Genomic DNA, 23032 nt, shown 5'->3' with positions numbered 1-23032 from the left:
CTCTCCATAGCCCTGGAGTGCCTGCCGCTGGTCCAGGCCGTGACGGGACTGCCGCTGCCCGACCCCGTCGTCATCCGCACCATGACGGTTGACAACTGGCTGAAGGAGCATGAAAAGAGTGCCCAGCGGCGCCTGACCGTCGAGACCGAGGAGCTCGACCCCTCCCAGCGGGAAAGACTGGCAGCCCAGGCCAAGTGCCGTGCAATGCACACGTTCTTGAGCACGTTCTGGCCGACGATGGCCGCTGAATCGGTGCTCTTCGAAGCTGGGCAACCCGAGGTAGTCCTCTTGCCCGAGGCACTTCAGGATGCTGGCCGCCTTCATGACATCCCCCGTCTGTACAAGGCCCTGGGGCACGAGATGACGCATCAGGCGCAGTACATGGCCAGCGGGGGCGCGGTGTGGGTGGCGCAGGAGACCTTCTTCCCTGCCCGGCGGGGCACGGCGGGCAGGGACTACAAGTTCCTGCTGGAAGGGCACGCCTACTGGGCGGATCGGCAGATCACCGCCAAGGTCTTCGGTAAGCCCGTGTCGATCGACGAGCCCAGCCCGCTCGCCTCCGACCGCTACCGGAGGCTCTTCACGATGCCGCACCGCCTCGTGGCAGTCGAAGGGCACCGCCGGGCCGCCGCCTGCGTCGCCGAGACCGTCGACGCCTATGGTCTCGACGTGTTCAACCAGGTCTGGACAGACCCGGATCGTGTTCCTCTCCGCGAGGAGACGAAGGGCGACCTCGCCGCGTGGACAGCCCGGGCCGGATCACCGGAGCCTGCCTGAACCGCTGGCTGCCGTCCACCGGACAGTCGGTGATCCGGAAGACGGCAGCCAGTCTCCCCAGCGGCGTGACCGCTGGGGCACGCGGTCCTCACACAGCCAGCGCCCTCCCTCAACGCCCGGAGGAAGCCGCTCCGCTCACGCCAGACCGACAAAGTCCTGCGCGGCAGGGTCCTGGTCCTCGCCATGGCCGCATGCGAGCGCCCGGCGCACCGAGCAGCACACCAGCCCCGCTAGTTCCCGCCACTTCCGGCCCACCTCAGACCCCGGCCCAGAGAACACGCTCCAGCCGGGTTTTGAAGATCCACCTCGACAACGGAGGACAACCATGCCCGAACGCAACCACTTCACCAACCCGCCCCCGCGCCGCCTGGGGGCGCTCGGCATCATCCGCAACCCCTCCGGTGCCGTGCTGATGACCGAGAAGGCGCAGGACGCCCTCCGGAGCGAGGAGCGCAAGCCCTGGTTCCACCCGGGCGGCTGCGTGGAGGAGAACGAACCGCTCCTCGACGGCCTGGTACGCAACGTCAGCGCGAAACTCGGCATCACGCCCACGCCGGGCCGCTTACTGGCCGTGCACCACATGTACGACCAGCAGCACCCGGAGCACCTGTCCAAGGAAGGGGTCAACTTCCTCTTCGACTGCGGAGTCATCGACGAGACCACGGAGTTCGTGTTCGGCGGCAGCATCAAGGGCGCGCGGTGGATGCTCCCGGACGAGCTGGAGGAGCACCTGCCCCCATTCACAGCGGCACGTACGTACGCGGCGCTGCGGGTGCTGTCCGGCGGTGATGTAGAGGTGCTCGCCGGGCATCCCGTGTAGCACCGGCCAGCCGTCGCCCCAGTATCCGGAAGACCTCCGTGCGCGGCTCCTCCCGTGCATCAGCCGCGCACGGCCCGCCCTGCTTCCGAGCCCCTTGGCTCCGGCCCGGCGGCAGGTCCATCTCGGCCCCCTTCCACCGCCCAGCCTTCTGGACAAGGACGTTCAGTGCCACAGCCCCATCCGGTCGTCCTCGACGACATCCACCGTCCCGGCGTGGCCGGGCGGTCTTCCACGCCGCTCCCGCGGAGAGTGCCGACGGTGCGGCACGAACCGCTCTCCTCGGCCACCGTGCTGTCCCTGCTGTTCGACCTGGCCCAGCTGGTCGCGCGCTTCGGTGTCGTTCCCGACCCATGGAGCCAGCTTGCCGCGTACGACACCGAGGCCTTCGCGGCCTTCACCTCCGCTGGAGGAGAGGAGATGTGAGACTGCGCGCCCTGGCCTGGAAGGCACTCCGCATGAAGGTGCTGGGTCGTCCAGACGTTCAGAAAACTGCTGCCCAGGTCCCAGAGTCGCAGCAGACGCCTCCTGCCAGGACAGGGCGTGACCAGGTCCGCTGAGCCCAACGGACGTCACGAGCTCACCGACCGGCTGAAAACTCCTGACCTGCCCCGCCTGAGAGGGAGGGCCCCCACACCCCCCAACTGCTTGTGAACCGGCGGTACGGCGCTTCTACTCAACGGCTCTCGTCGCCTGGCTCCTCGCAGGCAGACGGCCGCTGCGCCCTGACTAGGCCTTGGCTCTGACGCCGCCCTGGCACCGGGAAATACCCGGCGCCCCGACCATTTTGGAGAGAACCCATGCGCGGGATCGATGCCTCCGTCCCCAACTCAGCACGCATCTGGAACTACTGGATGGGCGGCAAGGACCACTACCCCGTTGATCAGGCGGCCGGCGACGCCTACGTGGCGCTTGCCCCGCAGATCGAGGACATGGCCTGGGAGTCACGCCGGTTCCTGATCCGAGTAGTAACCCACCTCGCCCAGGAGTGCGGTGTCCGCCAGTTCCTCGACGTCGGCACCGGTCTGCCGACGTATGAAAACACTCATGAGGTCGCGCAGGGGATCGACCCCACATCCAAGATCGTTTACGTGGACAACGACCCCATCGTGCTCGTACATGCACGCACCCTGCTGCGCGGCACCAAGGAGGGCGTCACCGCTTACGTAAACGCGGACCTGCGCGAGCCGGAGGACATCCTCGCCGCAGCGGGCAAGGTCCTCGACCTCACCCAGCCGGTGGCTCTGCTGCTGATGGGCATCCTCGGGCACATCGAGGACTACCAAGAGGCCACAACGATCGTGCGCCGCCTTCTGACCGCCCTGCCCCACGGCAGCTACTTCGCACACTACGACGGCACCTTCACGACCGAGGGCCTCCTTACCGCCCAGCGCAACTACGACGCCACCGGTGCTGTCCCCTATGTCCTGCGAACGCCCCAAAAGATCGCCGCGTTCTACGACGGACTCACGCTGCTTGCCCCGGGGATCGTCTCCTGCCCGCTATGGCGCCCCGATCCAGGCACCTCCCCCGCCCCGACCGACATCTACGGCGGTGTCGCCCGAAAGGAGTGACCGCTCCGCGCGACTTTGCTGCCAGAGCCAAACAGCTCCTCCCCCTTTGCCCGCCCAACTTCCGGAATATGGACCAGCCCACGATGCCCCCAGCCCACCTCTTGTCTGCCCGTGCACCCCGCAATCTGACGCCCACGGAGCTTCGCGTCGCCGAACAGCTGGTGTGTGGGGCGTCGAACGCGGAAGGCGGGGATGCCCTCGGCATCACCTCCGGCTCGTTCGCTGGCCATCTCGGTCGCATCGGCCTGAAGTTCGGCGCCGTCTCCCGGCCCACCCGCGCGCATGCGGTTCTGGCCAGCAGCCAAGTCCCGCCACCGCCCGCCCCGTTTCCCGTGCCGTCATTCGACGCTACCGAGCTGCGGTTGATCCGCGCACTGGCCGAGGAGTCGAACCTGTCTCGGATCGCGAGCATGGCCGGCATCGCAAGGGACAGCGTGCGCCCCGGGATCAAGGCTGTGGTGACGAAGGCCGCGGCGAAGAACGAGACCCACCTGGTCGGCATGGCCCATGCCTGGAAGCTGCTCGGGACGGACGAGCAGACCGACAGCAGCCGAGACAGCGGAACAGGCACCGCGGCCCGGACCGGACCAAGGCAGCTCACCGCACCACCGGCCGACCGGATCCGAACCGGTTTCCTGAACCTGCGGAACGACGGCGGCGCCGCACCGGCGCCGGAAGTCCTGCCCACCACCTGGCACGAAGCGTACGACCTGTTGGCCGTCCTTGGCTTCGACTGGCTCGGCCTGGGCGAGCTGACGTATTCCCAGACCCGCCCGGACGCGACCGAGCAGGAAAGGAAGGCTGCGGATTTCCGCTGGCAGGCTGCCCAGGAGAAAATGGGGATGATCGGCTTTCGCGGTGCGATGGGACAGGGCCGCAATCCCACCGGGTTGCTCGTGCGAGAGAGCACCTTCACCGTCGGCCCGCGTGCCCAGCAACACCAGACCACGCCCCCCACCGTGGTCGAACTCGGTCTACGTGAGGTTCCCAAGGCGCGGATCCTGACCGCGTCTCTCCACGCCAGCTACTGCAACCCGCTCGTGCGCGAGGCCGAGGGCTACGAACTCACTGCCCTGGTCGACGAGGTGAAGACTCATCACCCCGCAGAAGGGCTGAAGACGGCGGCGTGCTGGCTGTTCGGCGACTTCAACGAGCTTCCGGTGTCAACGCCCGGTGACGTCCCGGACATCGACTGGAACTCACCAAAGGTCACCGACGTGGTACACCGCCGCTACCGAGCCCGCAAACAGCCCGACGGTACCTGGCGCAGCCGCACCGACGTCGACGAAATCATGATCGACTGCGGCCTGCACGACCCGGCCCGCTACGCCGCCCGGCGCCTGGGCAAACCCGCGGCCCTGGCCACGCCGACCGCCGGGCTCGCCCCCAGCGCCGCCGGCCAGGGCGGCCCGTGCCGCATCGACCGTGGCGCCATTGACGGCTGGAGCATCCAGGCCGTCACCGATGTCCAGGTCATCCCCATGGGTGACGCCAGCGATCACGACCTCCTGATCGTGGACTTCTCCCGCCGCAGGCTCATCCAGGGACTGCGGCGAAAGTTCCAGCCGCTCGCGCCCTGGGCGCTGATGGGCTGATCCCGTGCCCTCACTACCAGGAGCAGTATGAACAGCGCCTTGGCCATCCTCATGGCCACGATTCTCGTTCCCGCCCTCGTGAGCTCCCTCACCGCGCTGTGGGTGTCACGTGCCGTGACCCGCATCTTCGCTGCAACGCTCACCGATCTCGCCTGCTCCCTCCACGACGCGGCGCAGGCGAAAACCACCGACCCGCCGCCCTTCGTCTCCAAGCCCCAGGACGACGGCCGCCACAGTGCACGGCCCAATAAGAGGCAGCAATGACCGCCCCCACCTCCTCGGGCACTAGGCGCCCGATCACCACAACCGCCCAACAGGCCCTCGCCGAGTTACAGGCCGTGCAGCACCGCTACACCGGGACCGGGCTGCCCGCACATGTGCCGGTGCGGATGCCAATACCGGCTGAGTGTCTGGTGTGTGGCTCTCAGCGCACACTGAACCTCAACAGGCTGCGGACGGGATACGCCTGCAAGCACCGGGCCGTTACCCCCGATGTCGCCGTGAAGTGGGCTACCGAGGCAGGGTGGACCCCCCGGCAGCCGTACCCGGGCAGGCGGAGCATGCTGTGGGCACTTGAGTGCTCCACGTGTCACACGCCTACCGCACTCACCCTGACCGCACTCTTGAGGGCGGAGACCGGGTGTCCCTGCGCCACGTACGTCACCGAGTTGCGCGCCGCCGGCTACGAACCGTCAGCCCCGTACCCGGGGAGTGCAAGAAAGCCCTGGCCGTCGATCTGCCGAACCTGCGGAGAGGTGCGCACTCCTTCCCTGACTACGATCCGGTTGGGCAAACTCTGCCAACACCGAAGACGCGCTCCCGCGACGAAGGCTCTCCCGACAGGTAGGCCTTGACGTTCAGGGGGTAAGTCATCGGATGTGGTTCAAGAGGACCGGACCGCTCGTGACACCCGGCACCGTCTTGGGCGGCCTCGTCTAGCATCAGCATGATGCGCTCGGTCGCGTCACCGGTGCGCTCCTGCTCGACGGCCAGCGTGTCGGTGGCCGTCGTCGTCGGACGGGATGAGTCCCGTCCGACGACGTTCGAGCAGCAAGTGCCGGATGCTATGGGGGCGCGGCTATTCAGCTCCCTCCAGCACGGCCTGCGGGTGGTCGTCGGTCCAGCACGTCCTGCTCCACCGATCCATGTGCAGCTCCGCACCGTGCTGGACGTGCCCCGGCATCTTGCTGCACTGCACCCAGCCGTACTCCTCCGCCTGAGTATGTAGGCGAGTTCTGGCTCTGGTCCACTTGTTGTGGCCGCGTACGCTGAGTGACTGTTGATCTCCTCGTGCTGGTGGCTGAGATCGCCTGAAAATCGCCCGGCCGGTGGACGGCGTGGCCGACAGTGCTGCGTTGTGAACGAAGTACGGCCGCAACTCGACGAGTTGCTGTTCTCCTCGGTGGAGCATGTGCTGGTGGAGTCGGTCGAGGTGACCGACACGTTCGTCCGGGTCGAGGCCCGGAGCGCGGTCCGGCAGGCGGCCTGTCCGGGGTGCGGGTGCCGGTCAGCGCGAATACACGGTTCCTACCTGCGGGTTCCTCGTGATCTGCCAGCGGCGGGCAGGTTCGTCGTGGTGGCGTTGAGAGTGCGGCGGTTCGTCTGCGCGGAGGAGTTCTGTCCGCGCAGGACCTTCGTGGAGCAGGTGCCGGGTCTCACCCGCCGGTTCGGCCGGCGAACGGAGCGACTGCGAGCGGTACTCGTCTCGGTCGGTCTCGCGCTCGCGGGCCGGGCCGGGGCACGGATGACGGATGCCTTTGGAGCGCCGGTCAGCCGGAACACCCTGCTGAGGCTGGTCACTTCGCTCCCGGAACCGCCCATCGCTGCGCCCCGCGTGATCGGCGTGGACGAGTACGCCCAACGCAAGGGCCGCGTCTACGGAACGGTGCTCGTCGACGTCGAAACCCGTCGCCCTATCGACCTCCTGCCGGACCGGGAGGCGGACACACTCGCGGCTTGGCTCGCCGAGAGGCCCGGCATCGAGATCATCGCCGCGACCGTGCCCCCTTCTTCGCCGACGGCGCGACCCGCGGTGCCCCGCAAGCCGTCCAGGTGGCCGACCGGTGGCACCTCTGGCGCAACCTGGGCGAAGCCGCCGAGAAGTGCGTCTACCGGCACCGCGGCTGCCTGCGCCCCATGCCGACACCGCCGGACGAACCACAGGAGAAGCCGGAGCCAGCGGCGTCGTCACCCTGGCCGACGGGCCACCGGTTCGCCGAGCGAACCCGCGCCAAGCACGCGACCGTTCACGCGCTCCTGGCCGCCGGACACAGCAAGCGATCCGTAGCCCGACAGCTCGGCATGGGCCTCAACACCATCCTGCGCTTCTCCCGCGCCACCACCCCGGAAGACCTGTTCACCGGCCAGTGGCAAAACCGCCCGACCAGGCTCGAAGCCTTCAAGCCCTACCTCGACCAACGCTGGCAAGACGGCTGCACCAACGCCTGGAAACTCTGGGAGGAGATCAAGGAACAGGGCTACCCGGACGGTTACAGCAGCGTCCGCGACTACGTCAGGAAGACGCTGCGGGGCAAGCCCCAGCCCATCGGGCCCCGGCCACCGTCAGCCCGCGCCGTCACCCGCTGGATCCTCACCCGCCCCGATGCGCTCACCGAACGCGACGGGCTCCAGCTCAAGGCGGCCCTGGCCAACTGCCCCGAGCTGACAGCACTCACCGAGCACGTCCGCTCCTTCGCCCACATGGTCACCGAGTTGGAGGGCGAACAACTGTCGGAGTGGATCACATCCGTCCGCGCTGCCACCGACCTGCCCAGCCTCAGCCGGTTCGCTCAGCACCTCGAACGCGACCTCGACGCCGTCATCGCCGGCCTCACGCTGCCCTGGAACTCCGGCGTCGTGGAAGGCCATGTCAACCGGATCAAGATGCTCAAGCGCCAGATGTACGGCCGGGCTGGCTTCGGTCTCCTGCGCAAACGAGTCCTGCTGGCCTCCTGACGGGACAGTCACGAGTTCTGCTGGAGTCGCTCCGCAGCCTGAGCGGGGGTGTCGTAGTAGCCAGGCCGTGCCAGCAAGGCCGAGCTGAAGTAGTAGCCCTGTTCTTCTTCCGGCTCATCGTCGGCTGCGAACGGACGCCAAAAGCTCAGCAGCAAGTCCGGGGCGATGAATGAAGCATCGTCGTCAGGATCTTCCTCGATCGAGGTGAGCTCACCGACGCGCCGGACAACCTCGCGGGCCGGAAGTGCGAACAGGTCCACGCCTTGGAACAACACTCGATCCGCTTGTGACGAGGGTCTTCCCAGCTCGATAGCTACGAGCATGTCGCGCATGCAGTGGATGCTGATCATCAGCCCGCTGGGACGGAACACGTGCTGTCCCGGCCGGTCGGACTCCGAGATCGCAGATGGATCGCGGAGCGAGTCCAAAGCGATGTTGGCTGCGCGTCGAGTCATACCAATCCGCAACGGGCCAACGCCGTTTGGGCAAGGTCGAAGTCCATGCGGGCAGGATCCCAAACGGGTCTGTCAGCGAGTGACGAAGGGCCATCCAGTCCCGGCTGGTTACAGAGCGTGAGGGCTCCACAGAAGTTGGACCAGAGCCGCCCTTCATCGACATACTCATCCGCCTCTGCGTTGAAGAACATTGCCGAACACGCGTCGTGTACGCGTTCAGGGGTTGGGCCGTACAGCCCCAAGCGGTCCAGCAGGCCGTCGACGAGCCTTTCCGCCGCCTGCCCATTCAGGCCTGTGGAAGCCGTAATCAGCTCCACGAGCTGACCGAATCTTCCCTCCGGAATAATGGTCGGCAGAGACGTCTTCGGCGGGATCATCAAGTCCTCCAACACCAAGTCGAGTAAGCCCTTCACTTCTCGGCGGCGGCAGGGACCGAAAACGACAATAAATCTTGGGAAGGCTGCGGTGATGTACGTCACATCGATGGCGAGTGCTGCCTGATGTCCTCGGCCATCGGTGAGCCACGTGCATGGAGCGACGTCGTTGCGGTGCGGGAGATTTCGCCGGTGCCCTCAGCTGACCGCCGCCGGGGCGGGTGTAGTCGATGGCGATGTGCGGGCCGGAGCGCATCCTAAAAGTTCGAGTCGGTCACCGACCCGCGAGGAGCGCGCTGGGTGCGCTGCCGACTCTCCTCCGTGCTGGCCCTGGTGGTCCGCGCGATGACACCGGCGGGCCACGACTGCATCTCCGCGGCAGCGGAGTGGTGCCGGCGCGCCGCCCTCGAGGAACTGGCCCCCTTCGGCCTGCCCTATCACCCGATCCTGGGCTGCTACCGGATCCCAAGCGAGAAGATCCCGCGCACCCCTGCGACGTCTGGATCCCGGCGAAATCACCGCGCGGCCAGCTACGACCACCTCCGACCTGTGCCATCCGCGCAGCCCGGCCCGCCGCAGCCACTGATGCCCAACGGCGGCATCGAACGCGAACAGACTCGCGCGCACCGAGCCGCCGCCCTCGCCGAACCGATGCGCTCCCACTCCGGGCCATCGCGGTGGACGGCAAGTGCCGGCGCGGCACACGCCGCCCAGACTGCAGCCGGGTCTTCGTCCTCTCCGCCGTCCGCCACGGCGACGGCGCCGCCTCGCCTCCCGCGAGATCGGCGCGAAACGCAATACCGGAGCTCCAACCCCTGCTCGACCAGATCGACGACGCCGACCTCGCCGGGGCCGTCGTCCCCGCCGACGCCCTCCACGCCCAACGTGACCACGCCATCCACCTGCACAAAGGCGGCGCCCACTACCTGTTGACAATCAAGAACAACCAACGCGGCCAGGCCCGCCAGCTCCACGCGCTGCCCTGGAAGGAGATCCCCTGGCTACGCGCAGGTGCTCCCTCATCTCGTCGTACGGGGCCGTACTCATCCCGGCGCCCTTCTCTGTACTCTGCCCGCCGGCCGAAGGCGGTCTTCTCGAAGTACAGCGACCCGCCTCGTCAGTGTTGACGGCAGACGGCGCGATGCGGCCAGTAAGGGCGTGCCAGACGCGGCGGTTCACCATCGGTCATTCCCCCTCGTGGCTGGCAGCGGGCTCGAAAACAACTGCGGGTGGTGTCTCCCCGCCTGGGTCTCCGAGGATGCGGGCTGCGGCTGCGGCCCATTCGCTGTGACCCGAGGGCGGGGTGCCTGGGCGGTGGTTGCGGGCTCCGTCGAGCAGGGCGGCGACGCTTCCGCCGGTGAGGGCCTGAACGCGCTGTTCGAGGTCGGTTGAAGGGTGGCGCTGGTAGCGGCCGTGGGCGGCCTGCTTGGTCTGGCCGAGGTCGGTGCCGATGGCCTCCCAAGGCACGCCGTGGGCCAGGGCTTGGGCGACGGCGAGGGGTTCGAGGTGGTCGGCGAGTTCGCGCAGCTGACGGGCCAGGACCAAGGCGGCGCGGGGGCGTGCGTCGGCGAGTTTCCCCAGGGGGCCGGCGAGCCTTGCGAGTTGCTCACGGTGCTCGTCGGGGACGGTCGCGGTCAGGGCGGCGGTGGCGTGGTCCTGCCAGGCCCTCAGGGCGTGATCGCCCTGCATGCAGCAGTACAGCTCTGTGGTCTTCTGCCCGCCGTTGGGGTAGTACGGCAGATCGGGTCCGCGCCATCCACACTGGCAGCTGGGGACCAGGGCCGCGGGCTGAGGAGTGGGTCGTTGCTGGTCGGGGCCGCCATGCCACCACCCGCCATCGGCGTTCCAGTGGTCGTTGAACTCCCATTCATACAGCGCTTGTCCGGCCCGGTAGGTGGGGATCGTGCCGTCGGCGAGACGGGCGTACAGGAATCCCTCGTGGCGCGGGGAGCTGCGGATGTCGTCGGGGTGCAGCCACGCCATGGCTCAGGCCTCCGCAGTGGGGCGAGCGGGGACGGTGCCAGACTGACCGTCGGACCAGCCGAACTCTCGGTTGCCGTGGTCAGTGCCGTCGTGGCCCGGCGCGTCGCCGCACTGCTGGCACTCCCGAAGCGCCTCGGCCTCGACGGCCCCCGCTTCCCACATCAGGCACTGCGCCGTGCAGCATTCCGCGTCGAGGCTCTCAACAGCCGGGGCAGCGGTGGTGACCACCCCGACCGCGGCCAGAGCGGCACGCACCATTTCCTCGGCCGCACCGTGGTCAACGTCGGGCGTGGGCCGGAACCTGTGGGTCTCACGGCGCGCGGCGTATAAGGCGGTGTTGAACTCGTCCCAGGTGGCAAGGATGCGCAGTGGCAGCGGCGGGACTGGAGTCACAGTCGGATTCGTTGACATGGGATCATTATGTCAACGAATGCCGCCAGGCTAAGGCCCGTCAGTAAATGTTGACTCGAAATAGTGGGGATGGCGTGCGCCGTGAATGCGCGAGAGGCGCCATGCGGCGCACGATTGAATCATGGAGGTCGCAGGCATCGCCCTCGCGCAGCCGTTTTTCGGGGCGGCTTAGCGTGTGCACGCGAAGTTGCCGTTCGGACACTTGCTGAACTTGGGTTCATCCCCGCCGGAGCAATCCGCTATGCTGCCGAACGGCTAGGCGCAACAGCCCCCCGCCGTCGACTCCCACGCAGCAGGCGATCCCGGGTGAAGGTCTCACTAGGCCAGCGTCTCCCGTAAATCATGAAGCGCATCGAGCAACCGGGGTGGGCACGGCGTGGGCAGAGTCCGCCAGAATCCGAGACGACGATGCCGAACATGCAGTCCCGCGCCGCGCAGCTCGCCCGCCAGGTCCAAGCCGTGACCGGCCTGCCGTACACCCGGTGCCTCAAGATCTGCGAGCCCACTGAAGACAGCTGGGTCCGTCTGGCCCGCGAACTGCGGACGGCGGGCCTGCTCAGGGGTGCCAATCAGCTCCTTGCCGTCGGTGCCGTGGCCGCCGAGGCGGGCACGTGGTACTCCGCCGGGGGCGAGGTTGAAGGGATCTTCTACTACACCGACCACGAGAGGGTTCGCCGGACGTATACCGCCTGCTCTGCTGCTGCCGAAGCAGCTCTGAAAAGGGCCGGCTTTGACACCTACTCGTTCGACACCTCGGCTGAGGCGTACCACGCGGCCTTCCTCGCCCTGTCAAAGGCCGGGACGCTGCTCGACGGGCGAATGCTGGCCCGGGCAGCCCTCGACGTCTTCGCCGATGACGCAACGTGGTGCTCGGACGTCATCCGCACCCGGGGGCGGTCCCCCTTCACGTACGACACTGCCTCCGACCTCACCGGCCCCGGAACACCGACGGCCGTATCCGCCAGGAAGGCGGCCCGCGCGATGGCCCGCGCGGCCGCCGTCCCGGTCAAGGGAGACGAAGAGTGGTACGAGGCAGCAGGAATCATGGTCGAGGTGATGTGGCATGCGGGCGAGGCCGCCGGACTGCCGCCGCTGGAGGGGTGCCCAAACTGCCAGAACCACCTTCGGGGCTTCATGGACGGTGAGATTCCGCAGCGATGACGGTGCGGCGGGGCGGCCCCAGTGGACTGGTCAGCGCGGCCGCCCCCCTGTCACTCGCCCCGCGAGCTGCGGGTAATGGTGCCCCGCAGCACCCTGCATGGCAGAAACGGCAAGGGCTCTGTGCGGTGGGTAGACCCGAGATCGCCGCACAGAGGGTTCCGTGCCCAAGGCACTCATGTGGGGGGCGCGGGCACATTCAGTTCACTGCCAGGAGACGGCTCGCGCGGGCGGAAAGCTCGCGCGCTGTCGCGTCACCGGGGAATTGGCCAAGGCGGACCTGCATGTCCTCGGCAGCATCTCGAACACGCACGGACTTCACGCCCTCCGCACAGTCAACGAACTCTGACCAGGCGCTCAGCGCACCATCGAGGTCGCCCTGCCGAAAGCGGATTTCACCGAGGTGTCCGAGCACGCTGGCCCGGGTGCGCCGGCGGTCCAGGCCGTACTCTTCGAGGGCCTGATCGAGGTGTGCCACAGCGGCGGTCAGGTCACCCATCCTGGCCAGGATCATGCCGGAGGCGTAAGCCCAGCGGCCGATGGAGAAGTGCGATGCCCAGGACTCGCCAGGGGGTGCGCCGGCGGTGCGTTCGATCTGTGTCTGGGAGGCGTTCAGGGCCTTGGTGGCGGTGCGGTGGTCACCGTCGAGCGCCGCGGCGTCGGCGTGGGTCGACTGGTAGTAGGCCACCGCGCGCGGGTCGTCGAGGCGCCCGGCATAGTTCATGGTCATCTCGGCGAGTGCGACGGCCTCGGCACGGTGACGGGGGCCCTGGTTGATGGCCTGAACGGTGAGGCCGCGCAGTGCGGTGGCGGCGAGTTCGGCTTCTGCGGCCTCGTCGGCAAGGCGCCAGGCATGGGCGTAGTAGAAGCGCCCAAGGATCTGGTGCCGCTTGTCGTCACCCTCGTCCTGGGCCATCCACCCGATGAGGTGGGTCAACTGGCTGGTGGCGGCGTACAAGTCGCGGCCGATGGCTTCGGTGTAACGACCGTTCAGCCAGGGTCCGGCGTTTTCGGTCAGATAGCGCACGGCGAGACTTCTGACGTGGCCGCCACCGTACTCGGCAGCGCTGTCACCGAGCGTCCTGACCATGGTCTTGATCGCCTCGACCTCGCCCTTGCCCACGCGTACAGCCGTCGCGGGGGCGGCGCGGACGCGGCGTGTGATGGCCTCCGGGTCGGGCACACCGAGGAACGACAGGGCTGTGCCAGTTGAGGCGGACAGGAAGCTCCGACGGTCCACGTCATTCCTCCCAAGTTCCAGGACTGAGGCCACGGTATCGATGGTCGGCCCCGCGTACTCGGTGGAACCAGCGTCCTGGAGTTCGACCCCTAAGACCCGGGTGACAGCCGGGAACCACAAGTCCCCCAGCCCGCGCTCGCCTACCAGCAGCTTCCGTGCGTACTGGCGGGACATGCCCTGCGGCCCGCGCCCGGCGGCAAGCCCGAGTTCCCGGGCGAGCTTGGACGGGCCCCAGCCTCGCTCTTCGCACGCCTGACGGATCAACTGTGTCAACTGATCTGGGTCCTGCGCCATCTGTGGGCCCCCTCCCCAGGGTTACAGAGGACTACGCGGGGTTACATCGTGGGTCCTGTTGGCCCTGCCTGCCAGTGACTTCACTGAACTCGACACCTTCGGGGCTCGCCCACAGCTCCGGCGGCCGGGAGTACGTGACGGTCCTCCCGGTCGCCGGTTCCAGCGCGCAGCCCTTCGGCCTGCACAGGAACCCAACTTCCGTTCTGTGAAGGGAACATGGTCGTGTCCTTGAGTGAACTCGCTGGAAGCACGGTGCTCGTCACCGGCGCGGGCGGTTTGATCGGCAGCCGCCTCACCGCCCAGCTCCGCCAGCTCGGCGCGCGAACGGTGTCGGTGTGCAAGATGGACGCCTACCCGGAGAGCACCTACCGCGACTACTTCGGCATCCGCTCCGACGACACGGACTTCATCGTCGGAGACATCGCCGAACCCCGCCTGATCAAGAGGCTCATCCCCGGCTGCGACTACGTCGTCCACGCCGCAGCGCTGGCCGATGTGGCCGCCTGCACCCGCCAGCCCCTCGACGCAATCGACAGCAACGTGGTCGGCGCTCAGCGGGTCCTCGACGCCGTGGCAGCCTCCCCGACCGTACGGCGGATGGTGTTCGTCTCCTCCGCCAGCGTCTACGGCAACGGCGACCACGGGCAACCCGGGGCACGGTTCCGCGAGGACGCGCCCGTGCGGCCGGTTTCGGTGTACGGCGCCAGCAAGGTGTGGGGCGAGCACGAGACCGCCGCGGTGCTCGGGGGCGCCGGCACCTCATACGCGATCGTCCGCTACTTCTCCGTGTACGGCGAACCGCAGGTCATTAAGGAGCACAGCCACTCGTGGGTGGTCGCCTGGTTCGCGATGCGCGCCTCGCTGGGGCTCCCACTGCACCTCAACGGTGGCGGCCGCCAAGTCCGCGACTTCGTGCACGTGGACGACATCACCACCGGCACCCTGCACGCCCTGACCGCCAAGCGGGCGCACCAGGCGACGGTGAACATCGGCACCGGCACGGGCACGTCGATCCGCCGCCTGGCCGACCTGGTCTGCGGGCACTACCCAGGCGTCCCGCTACTGGAAACGGAGATGCCGCCCGGCGACCCGGAGGGCGGCTATGCCTGCACCCGCCGGATGGAAGACCTCCTGGGCTGGAGGCCGGGCATCAGCGTGGAGGACGGGGTGGCCCGATATGTACAGTGGCTGCACGAGCGTCCGGACGTCATCCCGCAGTGGCTGCGTGAGCCCGCTGCGGCGTAGGCGGTGCGGTCGATGCCTTCGCTCAGAGAGCTCGCCGAAGGACGTCGGCTCGGCGATCACCAGGCCATGGATCAGGCCACGCTGGACTGGATCACCTCCAACCGGCCGACCTCCTTCCCCGACCGGCCGGCCCGGCTGCCGCACGCGCCGCTGCTGCTGATCCCGCCCACGGACTGTTTCGCCGACGCCCGGCTCACGGACTCCATCCACGGCGTCCTGCACGGCGCACGCGTCAGCGTGCTCGCCTCCCTCCTCGCGGGCGAGCACGGCCTGAGCCGGGAGGAGACAGCCGCGCTGTCTGTCGCCGCGGCGGTGCACGACTGCCGCCGCCGTCACGACCGCGACGACGTGGCCCACGGCCAGCGGGCGGCCCGCTGGTTCGCCCAGCACCACCAGATCGTCAGCCATGCCTTCGGGCACCGGCTACTAGTGGGCCTGATCGCCCCGGCGGCCACCGCGGTGGCCCTGCACGACGTCCCCTACGACGCGTTCTCACCGGAGCAGGTACGCGCCTACGCGCAGGCCCAGCACTTCACGGACCTCCTGAAGGCCGCGGACTGCCTCGACCGGTACCGGCTGCCGCTGGACCGCTGGTGGCCCGACACCACCCGCCTGCGCATCCGTGTGCCCGCGTGGCTTCCCCCCGTGGCCTTCGCCCTCGTCACCGCCAGCGAACAGCACCGCCTGGACGGGGCCAGCCCGGCCGACGCCCTCACCCTCGCCCGTTTGACCCTCTACCGGTAGGAGACACAGCGTGCGCGCCGAATGGAACGACGCCCACACCGACTACGCCACCCCCGCCCGGCCGCCCGGCCCAGCCTCCCTCAGCGAGACCCCCACCGAGTGGGCCGAGCGGCTTGAGCAAGACACCGCGAACGGGTGGCTGCTGCGCGGCAACACCATGCTGAAGACCCTGGCCAGCGGCCGCTCAATCCACCTGATGCACACCACCCCGGCCCTGGAGGCGATCCGGGCGAGCGGGCAGATCTACGCCGCAGCGGGCTGCCTGGTCGGCAGCCTGTACTGCGCTCCGCTCACCCCCGAGCCGACCGGGCTGCGGCCGCACAACATGGGCACCTATCTGCTGGAGACGAAGCAGAACCGCGACGTCCTGGTCATCGAGATCCGCCCCGACGCACCGGTGCCGGTCAAGGGCATCGACTACCTCCGCCTCGGCCGCATCCACTTGGCCGCCTACGAGAAGCACCGCGACTTCCTGACCGGCGCCGAGGACGCCCGGCTGCGAAAGGCCGCCGTGGAGCGCGTACGGGCGGCCTCCGAGTTCCTGGACGCACTGCTGGCAACCGCCTGCGGCCAACCCAGCAGCCAGCAGCCGGTGTTCGTCGACCAGCTCGCCGCCACGGTGCCGCTGGTGCCGTTCCTGGGCTACCTGTACTTCGAGGTGCTGTCCGAGTACCTGATGCTCCACTCCACCTCTGCACAGACCAAGACGTACGCCGAAGCAGGAGAGCTGAACAACCGGCTCTACAAGCGGCTCGCGTTCGCCGCGATCGAGAGCATGAACCGCCTGTTCGACCTCGCCCTGTTCGCGCCCGGCAACGACCGGCTCACCGCGCTCATCGAGGTGATCGAACCCGCCCTCGCGCCCGGGGCGGCCTCCTACGTGCAGCGGCGCCTGTCACACCTGTTCGCCTGCACGGCCCTGGACGCCTCGCAGGACGCGGCGGCCGTCTCCTTCAAGGGCACGGACTTCCTCACCCTCGCCCAGGTCGCACCCTCGCTGCTGGGGCAGATGGTGTTCCGCGAGATGCGCACCGAGCCCCGCTACCCGCAGCTCTTCCCCGTGTTCGAGCAGGCCAAGGCGCTGGGCGCGTACGGCTACTGGAACCGCGAGGGCATCCCCGCCCCGTTCAACGGCTTCCTCCCCAAGGGAGAGATCGGCGTCAACCTCGCCTACCACCGCGGCTCTTACGCGGTGTGGACCGCGGAGACCTGCGACGGCGGCCTCCTCCACCCCGTCGAGCAGCTGGACGTCACGTTCATCCCTCGCCTCACCGACCTGCGAGCCACCGCCCTGGGCAAGGCCGCTTTCCGCACCACGACCGAGACCGCAGCACACTGACCGAAAGGACCCCCAGCGTGCGCATCCTCTTGCTCGGCGGCGCCGGCTACATCGGCACCGTCGCCACCCGTCACCTGACCGCCCTTGGCCACCACGTGACCGTCATGGACGGGATGATCTACCACCGCGGCGACGCCCCGGCACGGCTCGTGCCGACCGCCGCCGACTTCCTCCACGCCGACCTGCGCGACCCCGACGTGCTCCGGCGTGCCGTGCGCGGCGCGGATGCGGTCGTGCACCTCGGGGGCCTCGTCGGGGAACCCGCCTGCGCCGTCGACGAGCGCCTGGCCGTCGAATTCAACTACGCCTCGCCTGTCCTTGCCGCCGAAGTCGCCCAGGACGCCGGAGTCGGGCACTACGTGTTCTTCTCCTCGTGCAGCGTCTACGGCCAGCACGCGGGCACCGTGGACGAGTCCACCGCCCCCAACCCGCTAGGCATCTACGCCACCACCAAGGTAATGGCCGAACGCCGCCTGGCCGCCATGCTCGACCACACCGCGCTGACCGTGCTGCGGCTGGCCACCGTGCACGGACACTCCCCGCGCCAGCGGCTCGACTCCGTCGCCAACCGCATGACCGCCCAGGCCGTCGTGACCGGCCGCATCCCCCTCAACGGGGGCTCCCAGCGCCGCCCCCTGGTCCACGTCGCCGACGTCGCCGAAACCCTCGCCGGCGCCCTGAACACCCCCGACGGCCACCGGGTGTTCAACGTCGGAGCGGACCAGGCAAACTTCACCATCGCCGACATCGCCGAAACCGTGCAGAAGACGGTCCCCGGCACGAAGGTCGACCGCGGGCCGGAGCGCGACGAGACGGACGCCCGCGACTACCGCACGTCCTTCGCCCGTCTCGCCGAAGCCTTCCCCGGAGCGTGCCCGACCCGGCTCCACGACGGCGTCCGCGAGATCGCCGACGCCATGGAGGACAAGGAACTGAGCGACCCGGACCGTCCCGAGTACGACAACCTCAAGGGCCTCATCCTCGCCCGCGACGCCGGGCACATCGCCGCCCTGCGCACGGCCGAGTGCGACGGCCTGTACGCCGAGTACGCCGCCAGCGACTGGAGGACGCGATGACCACCGCCCCAGCGGCGAACGTGCCGTTCCTGCCGTGGAACCAGCCGTCCATCGGCGAGGAGGAGATCACCGAGGTCACCGACACGCTCCGCTCCGGCTGGCTGACCTACGGCCCGAAGGCGGCCCGCTTCGAAGACGCCGTACGCGACGCCCTCGGCGTCCAGGACGCGTTCGCGGTGTCCTCCTGCACCGCGGCCCTGCACCTCGCCTTCCTCGCTCTCGGGCTCGGCCCCGGAGATGAGGTGATCACCCCCAGCCTCACCTTCTGTGCCGCCCCGAACGCGCTCCTCCAGGTCGGCGCCCGCCCCGTCTTCGCGGACATCGAGCCCGCAACCCTCAACATCGACCCCGAGGCGGCCAAGGCGGCGGTCACCGACCGGACGAAGGCCATCGTCGTCATGCACTACGGCGGCCACCCCTGCGACCTCACCGCCTTCCGCAAGCTGGCCGACGACAACGGGCTCGTCCTGGTCGAGGACGCCGCCCACGCCCTGCACGCCGCCCGGGATGGCTACCGCGCCGGCGCCGTGGGCGACCTCTCCGTCTTCAGCTTCTACCCGAACAAGGTCATGACCACTGGTGAAGGCGGCATGCTCGTCGGCCGCTCCGATCTCATCGAGCGGGCCCGCCCGCTCGGCCGCCACGGCATCGACTCCTCCGCCTGGCGCCGGCACGGACAGCGCAACACCGCCGACTACGAGGTGACGGTGCCGGGCCTGAAGTACGTGATGCCCGACGTCACCGCGTCCATCGGCCTGCCGCAGTTCACCAAACTCCCGACTTTCACCGCCCGCCGCGCCGAGATCGCCGCCGCCTACACCGACGCTCTTGCCGACCTGCCGGGCCTGACCCTTCCCACCGTCCTGCCCGGCGTCGAGCACGGCTGGTTCCTGTACTCCGTCCTCATCGACCCCGACACCGCGCGCCTGGACCGCAACCAGGCAGCACAGGCGCTGCGCGAGGGGCACCAGATCGGCACCAGCGCGCACTTCAAGCCGGTGCACACCCTTGCCCCCTACCAGAACCTGGTCACCAGCCCCCTACCCGTCACCGAGACGGCCGCCGCCCGGCAGCTGTCCCTTCCCTGCTACCCGGTCATGACCGACACCGACGTGGACCGCGTGATCACCGCCATGCGCACCCTCTGGTCCTCCTAACCAGCCACAAGGGGAGCCCAACGTGCGCTACGCCCTGCACTCCCCTTGTGGCTGGTTGCTCACCGTGCGCGGGCGGCCATGCCGTAGGCTGACCGCCCGCAGCACAACGAAGGGGAACAACCGCGTGAACACCGGCGTAACGTCGCCCACTGTGGGGGCCGTGGTCCTGACCATGAACGACCGGCCGAACGAGTTCCCCAAGGCCATGTCGTCCCTCCTGGCTCAGGAAGGCGTCGATCTGGACGTCGTCGTCGTGGGCAACGGCTGCACCCCCCAGCAGGTCCCCGGAGGTGTGCACACGGTCACCCTGTCAGACAATGTCGGTATCCCCGAGGGCCGCAACATCGGGGCCGCCGAGGTCAAGGGCGACTACCTGTTCTTCTTCGACAACGACGCCCTGCTGCCGACCCCCCACGTCCTGGCCCAGCTCGTCGCCCGCCTAGAAGCCGATCCCGGCCTCGCCTACGCCCAGCCCCGTATTGCCGACCCCGACAGCGGTGTCACCCTCCGCCGCTGGGTTCCGCGCCTGCGGGCAGGCAACCCGGCCCGGCCCGGCATCGTGACCGTCATGGCCGAAGGCGTCGTGATGGTCCGCCGCTCCGCGTTTGACCAGGTCGGTGGGTGGCCCGGCTCCTTTTTCCTCTATCACGAAGGCGTAGACCTGGCGTGGCGACTGTGGGATCGCGGATACCGCGGCTACTACATGCCTGACGTGATCGTGCACCACCCCGCCACCCACCCGTCCCGGCACGCTGCCTTCTACCGGCTCAACGCCCGAAACCGCGTCTGGCTCGCCCGCCGGCGCCTGCCCCGCCTCCTGATCCCCGTCAACCTCGCCGTCTGGGCCGTCGTCACCCTCTGGCGAACGCGAGGGATGCCCGCACTGCGAGCATCCCTCGCTGGGTTCATGGAGGGCGTACGCGGCGCGTGCGGGACACGGGAACCCATGAGCTGGAACACCGTCGCCCGCCTGACCCGGGCTGGACGGCCTCCTGCCTTCTGAGGCGTCGCACTTCCCGATCGCTGGTACGGCCGGGCCGCGCCCCGTTGATCACGTCGTCGGTCACCGTGGCGGACTGACGCGTCCTGCCCGCTCGCTCGGTCATACTGCCCGGATGGCATCGCCCAGGATCAGCGAAGCCGCTACCTCCGGGATCGGGGCTACACGTTCGAGGTGGAGCCCCAGTTCGGCACGGGCCGGTGAGGGCTGAGCCGTCCGCCTGCTCTGGGTCCCACGATTTGTGGGGAAGGTGTCGAGTGACGGTGAGGAGGACGTCGATGTCGTCCATCGGTCGGCCGGTCTCGGGGGCAACATGTTCAAGACGCCGCCAACATGGTGCCGTGACAACTCCTGGCACCCGCATGGCCGGCGCCAACTCCACGAACGCGGCGGCAGTAGGGTTCCTCAGCATGAACAGCGACGGCCGATGGACCAAGCAGGACAGTCAGGTCCTCTTCACCGGCGGGCCCGACGATCGCATCCACCTCACCGTGGACCACGCAGTCCGACCCGACGGCGTCACCGTCGCCTACCCTCACGTAGACGCCCCGGACTTCTCTGAACTACCTCGATGGGAACCGCTCCGGATCTGATAGAGGCTCGGGCCTTTCATGGTCTGACTATCGCCTCAGTAGCCATCGCATTGGTTAGCCCCTGCTGAGAGCCCACTCATCGCTTCGGCAATGGCTGCCGCAACATCGGGTAGGTCCCAGTAGGCGGAGTGAGTCCACAAACCGGTCGTAGCGGAGTGGGGCACAGGGCGGTCGATCGGGGTGCTGCCGTCGCTGAGCTTGAAGACTTGGGAGGCAGCGAAGGCCAGCATGTCCAGCGGCTCCCAGAGATTGGTCCATCGGCCGAGAGAGGTGGGCAGTTGAACCGGTGTATGTCCGGAATAGGGCTGAAGTTGTCCACCGCGCGGGTCGCAAACGTGGAAGAAGGCAGACTGGGAACCGAAAGTGACCAACTGCTCGGTCCAGAGAGGTTCCCGTGCGGTGGCCATGTCCACCGCGATGACACCGCCAAGGCTGTGGGCGACGACCTTCACAGGGTGTTCCGGATCGCATCCCAGCCTCGGGTCGACCTCGTCGATCCGCGCTCGGACACGGGCATGGATAGCGTCGCGGTGTCGCTGGTAGACAAGCACATCGCCAAGGAATCGAGTGGTGCCAGGCCCGAAGCGCGTGCGTACCGCGTCGTTGATGCGTCCGGCTACAGCACCGACCGCCGCACCCACAACCCGATCAAGGTCGCGGAGCCGCCGCTTCACCAACTCGCGCAGCCGACCCGGCTCGTCGGCAGGTTCTCCGCGTAGACCCTCGTATCCGTATTCGGCGTACTCATCCGTGTGCGCGTCCAGGAGGGCTTGGGCTAGGGCTCGACCGGTCTCGATCAGCAAGGCCGGGTCGTTGGTCTGGCTTAGCCAGCGGGTGTCGGGCCAATCCGCGGCCAGGTAGGACATGATGTCGTCGGGGCTAGCGCCGCCTGACCGCGGGGTGTCACGCAGGATGCCGGGGTCTGTGTCCAGTTCTTCACGCAGCGCGGCACCTACGACTTCCAACTGATCTTCCGTGTGTGGCCGCCGGTCGGCGAAGAAGTAGGACGGAACAGCGTGTGGTGAGGCGTCGCGCAGCATGCTGCCAGGCCCGATCACGGGCATGCGTCCCGCGTCCCGGGCGGGCAGAGTTGCGGTAATGAAGCGGTCCTCGGCGCCGAGGTCGCCCCAGTAAACCGGCACCATGGATATCCCTGTAGCCGCCTGAAGAGCGGCAACAGCAGCAGTGAAGCCCTCGGGGTCGCGGTTGGCGACGCCGTGGAGGACAAAGACAGGGGCTGGCATGGGTGGTGCCTCCTTGATGGGCGAGTGGTTAGCTTCGGCGCTTGGGAAACTGGTACGGAGCGTCTGAAATGGGAGCGTCGGCCAGATGGAATACGACTACTTACCCTGAGTGGTAGGGGCTTGTTGATTGAGTAGACGCTTTGGTCGATGCCGTGGCTGCCGGGCTTCCATAGACCGTGTAAGCGAGCCATGTGGGGTCGCCGCCCCGGTCTTGTATGGCCCCTCGGGCAGCGAGCGAAGCCTGCCCAAGGGACTGGCCAGAACTGAGAAGTTCGTCGTAGAACTTTCCTGCGAACTCCATGGCCGAGTGGGAACGCACCGGCCACAGCGTTCCTACGAACGCGCCGGCCCCGGCCTGCATGAACTGCTCGGCCCAGCCGAGGGCGCAATTGAACCAGTCGATCTGGCCCGCACTGCGGCAGGCGTTGAAGAACACCAATGGCTTCTGGGCACTGAGACTCTTCTTTTGGACAGCGGCCGCAAGGTCGATGGGTTCGAAAGAATCGTCATTACCCATTTTCACTCGGGACCCGGAGCCCGAGAATACGTTGTGGCAGGCGAAGTGCAACAAGCCGGCATGGCCGCGTTCGATCAAGTCCGTGAGCTCGGAACGCTGAGTCAGTACACCCGCGTCTGCCACTCCGGGGCCAAGCAGCTTGCGCACGACGGCTATTTCCGTCGCTGCGTCGTCTGGTGAATCTTCCGGCATGACGAAGGCGGCACCGGGGAGAGAGAGCTGATGGACCCGGTCATGGAGGTAGAGGCGGCGTACGACGGGCAGCCACTCGGCCAAGAAGCCCTTGTCGTGGCCCGGCGCGAGTGGGTAGAGAAGCTCCCATGGCACGAAGTCTTGCTCACCGAGCACGGTGAAGGAGGTGATGCGGCCAGCTTCTTGCCAGAATTGCTCCTGTATTGCCTTCGGCACGGCCGACGCCCACAGTTGCACGCCCAGATTCCTCAGGCGGTCTGTGAGCTTGTCCGATTCACCAGGCAAACCGCGC

The 23032-nt window shown here is 68.2% G+C and carries 22 protein-coding genes and 2 pseudogenes; 17 read left to right on the top strand and 7 right to left on the bottom strand.

From position 1 onward, the window contains the following. Positions 1 to 39 precede the first annotated feature (39 nt). From AB0D34_RS07920 to AB0D34_RS07885, 8 genes and pseudogenes are all read left to right on the top strand, one after another. A complete protein-coding gene (locus AB0D34_RS07920; RefSeq protein WP_362658161.1) occupies positions 40 to 777 on the top strand; it encodes a hypothetical protein in 738 nt (245 codons plus the stop codon). A 325-nt stretch (positions 778 to 1102) separates the two neighbouring features. Beyond that, complete coding sequence (locus AB0D34_RS07915; RefSeq protein WP_362658158.1) at positions 1103 to 1597, top strand: NUDIX hydrolase; 495 nt, start codon at positions 1103 to 1105, stop codon at positions 1595 to 1597. Between the two features lie 165 nt (positions 1598 to 1762). After that, the gene (locus AB0D34_RS07910; protein WP_362658155.1) at positions 1763 to 2020 is read left to right on the top strand and encodes a hypothetical protein; all 258 of its coding nucleotides are present in this window, start codon (positions 1763 to 1765) and stop codon (positions 2018 to 2020) included. Positions 2021 to 2394: 374 nt separating this feature from the next. After that, the gene (locus tag AB0D34_RS07905) at positions 2395 to 3168 is read left to right on the top strand and encodes an SAM-dependent methyltransferase (RefSeq protein ID WP_362658153.1); all 774 of its coding nucleotides are present in this window, start codon (positions 2395 to 2397) and stop codon (positions 3166 to 3168) included. 68 nt (positions 3169 to 3236) lie between these two features. Then, positions 3237 to 4763, top strand: coding sequence for a hypothetical protein (locus AB0D34_RS07900; protein WP_362658150.1), 1527 nt, complete (start codon positions 3237 to 3239; stop codon positions 4761 to 4763). A 27-nt stretch (positions 4764 to 4790) separates the two neighbouring features. Further along, positions 4791 to 5027, top strand: a complete 237-nt coding sequence (locus AB0D34_RS07895) for a hypothetical protein (protein WP_362658147.1) — start codon at positions 4791 to 4793, stop codon at positions 5025 to 5027. Between the two features lie 1093 nt (positions 5028 to 6120). Next, positions 6121 to 6675: pseudogene (locus tag AB0D34_RS07890) on the top strand (transposase family protein); the annotation flags it as partial. A 44-nt stretch (positions 6676 to 6719) separates the two neighbouring features. After that, a complete protein-coding gene (locus AB0D34_RS07885) occupies positions 6720 to 7718 on the top strand; it encodes a transposase (RefSeq protein WP_362658144.1) in 999 nt (332 codons plus the stop codon). Between the two features lie 8 nt (positions 7719 to 7726). Here the strand turns inward: AB0D34_RS07885 and AB0D34_RS07880 are convergent, their stop codons facing one another. Both AB0D34_RS07880 and AB0D34_RS07875 read right to left on the bottom strand, forming a co-directional pair. Beyond that, positions 7727 to 8050, bottom strand: coding sequence for a hypothetical protein (locus tag AB0D34_RS07880; RefSeq protein WP_362658141.1), 324 nt, complete (start codon positions 8048 to 8050; stop codon positions 7727 to 7729). A gap of 119 nt (positions 8051 to 8169) precedes the next feature. After that, a complete protein-coding gene (locus AB0D34_RS07875; RefSeq protein ID WP_362658139.1) occupies positions 8170 to 8652 on the bottom strand; it encodes a hypothetical protein in 483 nt (160 codons plus the stop codon). Positions 8653 to 8808: 156 nt separating this feature from the next. On the opposite strand from AB0D34_RS07875, the pseudogene AB0D34_RS07870 reads away from it, so the two are divergent. After that, positions 8809 to 9545 (top strand): annotated as a pseudogene (locus tag AB0D34_RS07870) (ISAs1 family transposase); the annotation flags it as partial. 187 nt (positions 9546 to 9732) lie between these two features. On the opposite strand, the gene AB0D34_RS07865 reads toward AB0D34_RS07870, so the two are convergent. Together AB0D34_RS07865 and AB0D34_RS07860 are read right to left on the bottom strand one after the other, a co-directional pair. Then, positions 9733 to 10530 (bottom strand): hypothetical protein, encoded by a 798-nt coding sequence (locus tag AB0D34_RS07865; protein WP_362658136.1) that lies wholly within the window; start codon positions 10528 to 10530, stop codon positions 9733 to 9735. A gap of 3 nt (positions 10531 to 10533) precedes the next feature. Beyond that, positions 10534 to 10941 carry a hypothetical protein gene (locus tag AB0D34_RS07860; protein ID WP_362658134.1) on the bottom strand — a complete coding sequence of 136 codons (408 nt, stop codon included), beginning with the start codon at positions 10939 to 10941 and terminating at the stop codon, positions 10534 to 10536. Positions 10942 to 11358: 417 nt separating this feature from the next. Between AB0D34_RS07860 and AB0D34_RS07855 the strand changes: the two genes are divergently transcribed. Continuing rightward, positions 11359 to 12102 (top strand): hypothetical protein, encoded by a 744-nt coding sequence (locus AB0D34_RS07855; protein WP_362658131.1) that lies wholly within the window; start codon positions 11359 to 11361, stop codon positions 12100 to 12102. Between the two features lie 196 nt (positions 12103 to 12298). Here AB0D34_RS07855 and AB0D34_RS07850 read toward each other — a convergent pair whose 3' ends face one another. After that, entirely contained in the window at positions 12299 to 13633 is a 1335-nt protein-coding gene (locus AB0D34_RS07850; protein WP_362658128.1) for a tetratricopeptide repeat protein, read from the bottom strand. 222 nt (positions 13634 to 13855) lie between these two features. On the opposite strand from AB0D34_RS07850, the gene AB0D34_RS07845 reads away from it, so the two are divergent. From AB0D34_RS07845 to AB0D34_RS07815, 7 genes are all read left to right on the top strand, one after another. Beyond that, a complete protein-coding gene (locus tag AB0D34_RS07845) occupies positions 13856 to 14878 on the top strand; it encodes an NAD-dependent epimerase/dehydratase family protein (protein ID WP_362658125.1) in 1023 nt (340 codons plus the stop codon). Positions 14879 to 14890: 12 nt separating this feature from the next. Next, entirely contained in the window at positions 14891 to 15622 is a 732-nt protein-coding gene (locus AB0D34_RS07840; protein WP_362658122.1) for a hypothetical protein, read from the top strand. Positions 15623 to 15632: 10 nt separating this feature from the next. Then, positions 15633 to 16961 (top strand): hypothetical protein, encoded by a 1329-nt coding sequence (locus AB0D34_RS07835; protein ID WP_362658119.1) that lies wholly within the window; start codon positions 15633 to 15635, stop codon positions 16959 to 16961. Positions 16962 to 16978: 17 nt separating this feature from the next. Beyond that, positions 16979 to 18037, top strand: coding sequence for an NAD(P)-dependent oxidoreductase (locus AB0D34_RS07830; RefSeq protein ID WP_362658116.1), 1059 nt, complete (start codon positions 16979 to 16981; stop codon positions 18035 to 18037). Continuing rightward, on the top strand, positions 18034 to 19194 hold the full coding sequence (locus AB0D34_RS07825; protein ID WP_362658113.1) for a DegT/DnrJ/EryC1/StrS aminotransferase family protein: 1161 nt from the start codon (positions 18034 to 18036) through the stop codon (positions 19192 to 19194). Before AB0D34_RS07830 ends, AB0D34_RS07825 begins: the two co-directional genes overlap by 4 nt. A gap of 124 nt (positions 19195 to 19318) precedes the next feature. Beyond that, the gene (locus AB0D34_RS07820) at positions 19319 to 20197 is read left to right on the top strand and encodes a glycosyltransferase (protein ID WP_362658110.1); all 879 of its coding nucleotides are present in this window, start codon (positions 19319 to 19321) and stop codon (positions 20195 to 20197) included. A 338-nt stretch (positions 20198 to 20535) separates the two neighbouring features. Continuing rightward, entirely contained in the window at positions 20536 to 20787 is a 252-nt protein-coding gene (locus tag AB0D34_RS07815; protein WP_362658107.1) for a hypothetical protein, read from the top strand. Positions 20788 to 20822: 35 nt separating this feature from the next. Here AB0D34_RS07815 and AB0D34_RS07810 read toward each other — a convergent pair whose 3' ends face one another. Beyond that, entirely contained in the window at positions 20823 to 22031 is a 1209-nt protein-coding gene (locus AB0D34_RS07810; protein WP_362658104.1) for a hypothetical protein, read from the bottom strand. Between the two features lie 100 nt (positions 22032 to 22131). Beyond that, entirely contained in the window at positions 22132 to 22740 is a 609-nt protein-coding gene (locus AB0D34_RS07805) for a CHAT domain-containing protein (protein WP_362659041.1), read from the bottom strand. Between the last annotated feature and the right edge of the window lie 292 nt (positions 22741 to 23032).

The sequence above is a fragment of the Streptomyces sp. NPDC048420 genome, from assembly GCF_040651535.1.
Lineage (GTDB): Bacteria > Actinomycetota > Actinomycetes > Streptomycetales > Streptomycetaceae > Streptomyces.
The sequence above is the reverse complement of the archived record's forward strand: the minus strand, read 5'-3'. Positions and strand labels throughout refer to the sequence as shown.

Coding starts and splice junctions, on each gene's coding strand:
- AB0D34_RS07915 (WP_362658158.1), top strand. CDS start 1,103: ATGCCCGAACGCAACCACTTCACCAACCCGCCCCCGCGCCGCCTGGGG.
- AB0D34_RS07905 (WP_362658153.1), top strand. CDS start 2,395: ATGCGCGGGATCGATGCCTCCGTCCCCAACTCAGCACGCATCTGGAAC.
- AB0D34_RS07900 (WP_362658150.1), top strand. CDS start 3,237: ATGGACCAGCCCACGATGCCCCCAGCCCACCTCTTGTCTGCCCGTGCA.
- AB0D34_RS07895 (WP_362658147.1), top strand. CDS start 4,791: ATGAACAGCGCCTTGGCCATCCTCATGGCCACGATTCTCGTTCCCGCC.
- AB0D34_RS07880 (WP_362658141.1), bottom strand. CDS start 8,050: ATGCGCGACATGCTCGTAGCTATCGAGCTGGGAAGACCCTCGTCACAA.
- AB0D34_RS07865 (WP_362658136.1), bottom strand. CDS start 10,530: ATGGCGTGGCTGCACCCCGACGACATCCGCAGCTCCCCGCGCCACGAG.
- AB0D34_RS07860 (WP_362658134.1), bottom strand. CDS start 10,941: ATGTCAACGAATCCGACTGTGACTCCAGTCCCGCCGCTGCCACTGCGC.
- AB0D34_RS07855 (WP_362658131.1), top strand. CDS start 11,359: ATGCAGTCCCGCGCCGCGCAGCTCGCCCGCCAGGTCCAAGCCGTGACC.
- AB0D34_RS07850 (WP_362658128.1), bottom strand. CDS start 13,633: ATGGCGCAGGACCCAGATCAGTTGACACAGTTGATCCGTCAGGCGTGC.
- AB0D34_RS07840 (WP_362658122.1), top strand. CDS start 14,891: ATGCCTTCGCTCAGAGAGCTCGCCGAAGGACGTCGGCTCGGCGATCAC.
- AB0D34_RS07825 (WP_362658113.1), top strand. CDS start 18,034: ATGACCACCGCCCCAGCGGCGAACGTGCCGTTCCTGCCGTGGAACCAG.
- AB0D34_RS07810 (WP_362658104.1), bottom strand. CDS start 22,031: ATGCCAGCCCCTGTCTTTGTCCTCCACGGCGTCGCCAACCGCGACCCC.
- AB0D34_RS07805 (WP_362659041.1), bottom strand. CDS start 22,740: ATGCCGGAAGATTCACCAGACGACGCAGCGACGGAAATAGCCGTCGTG.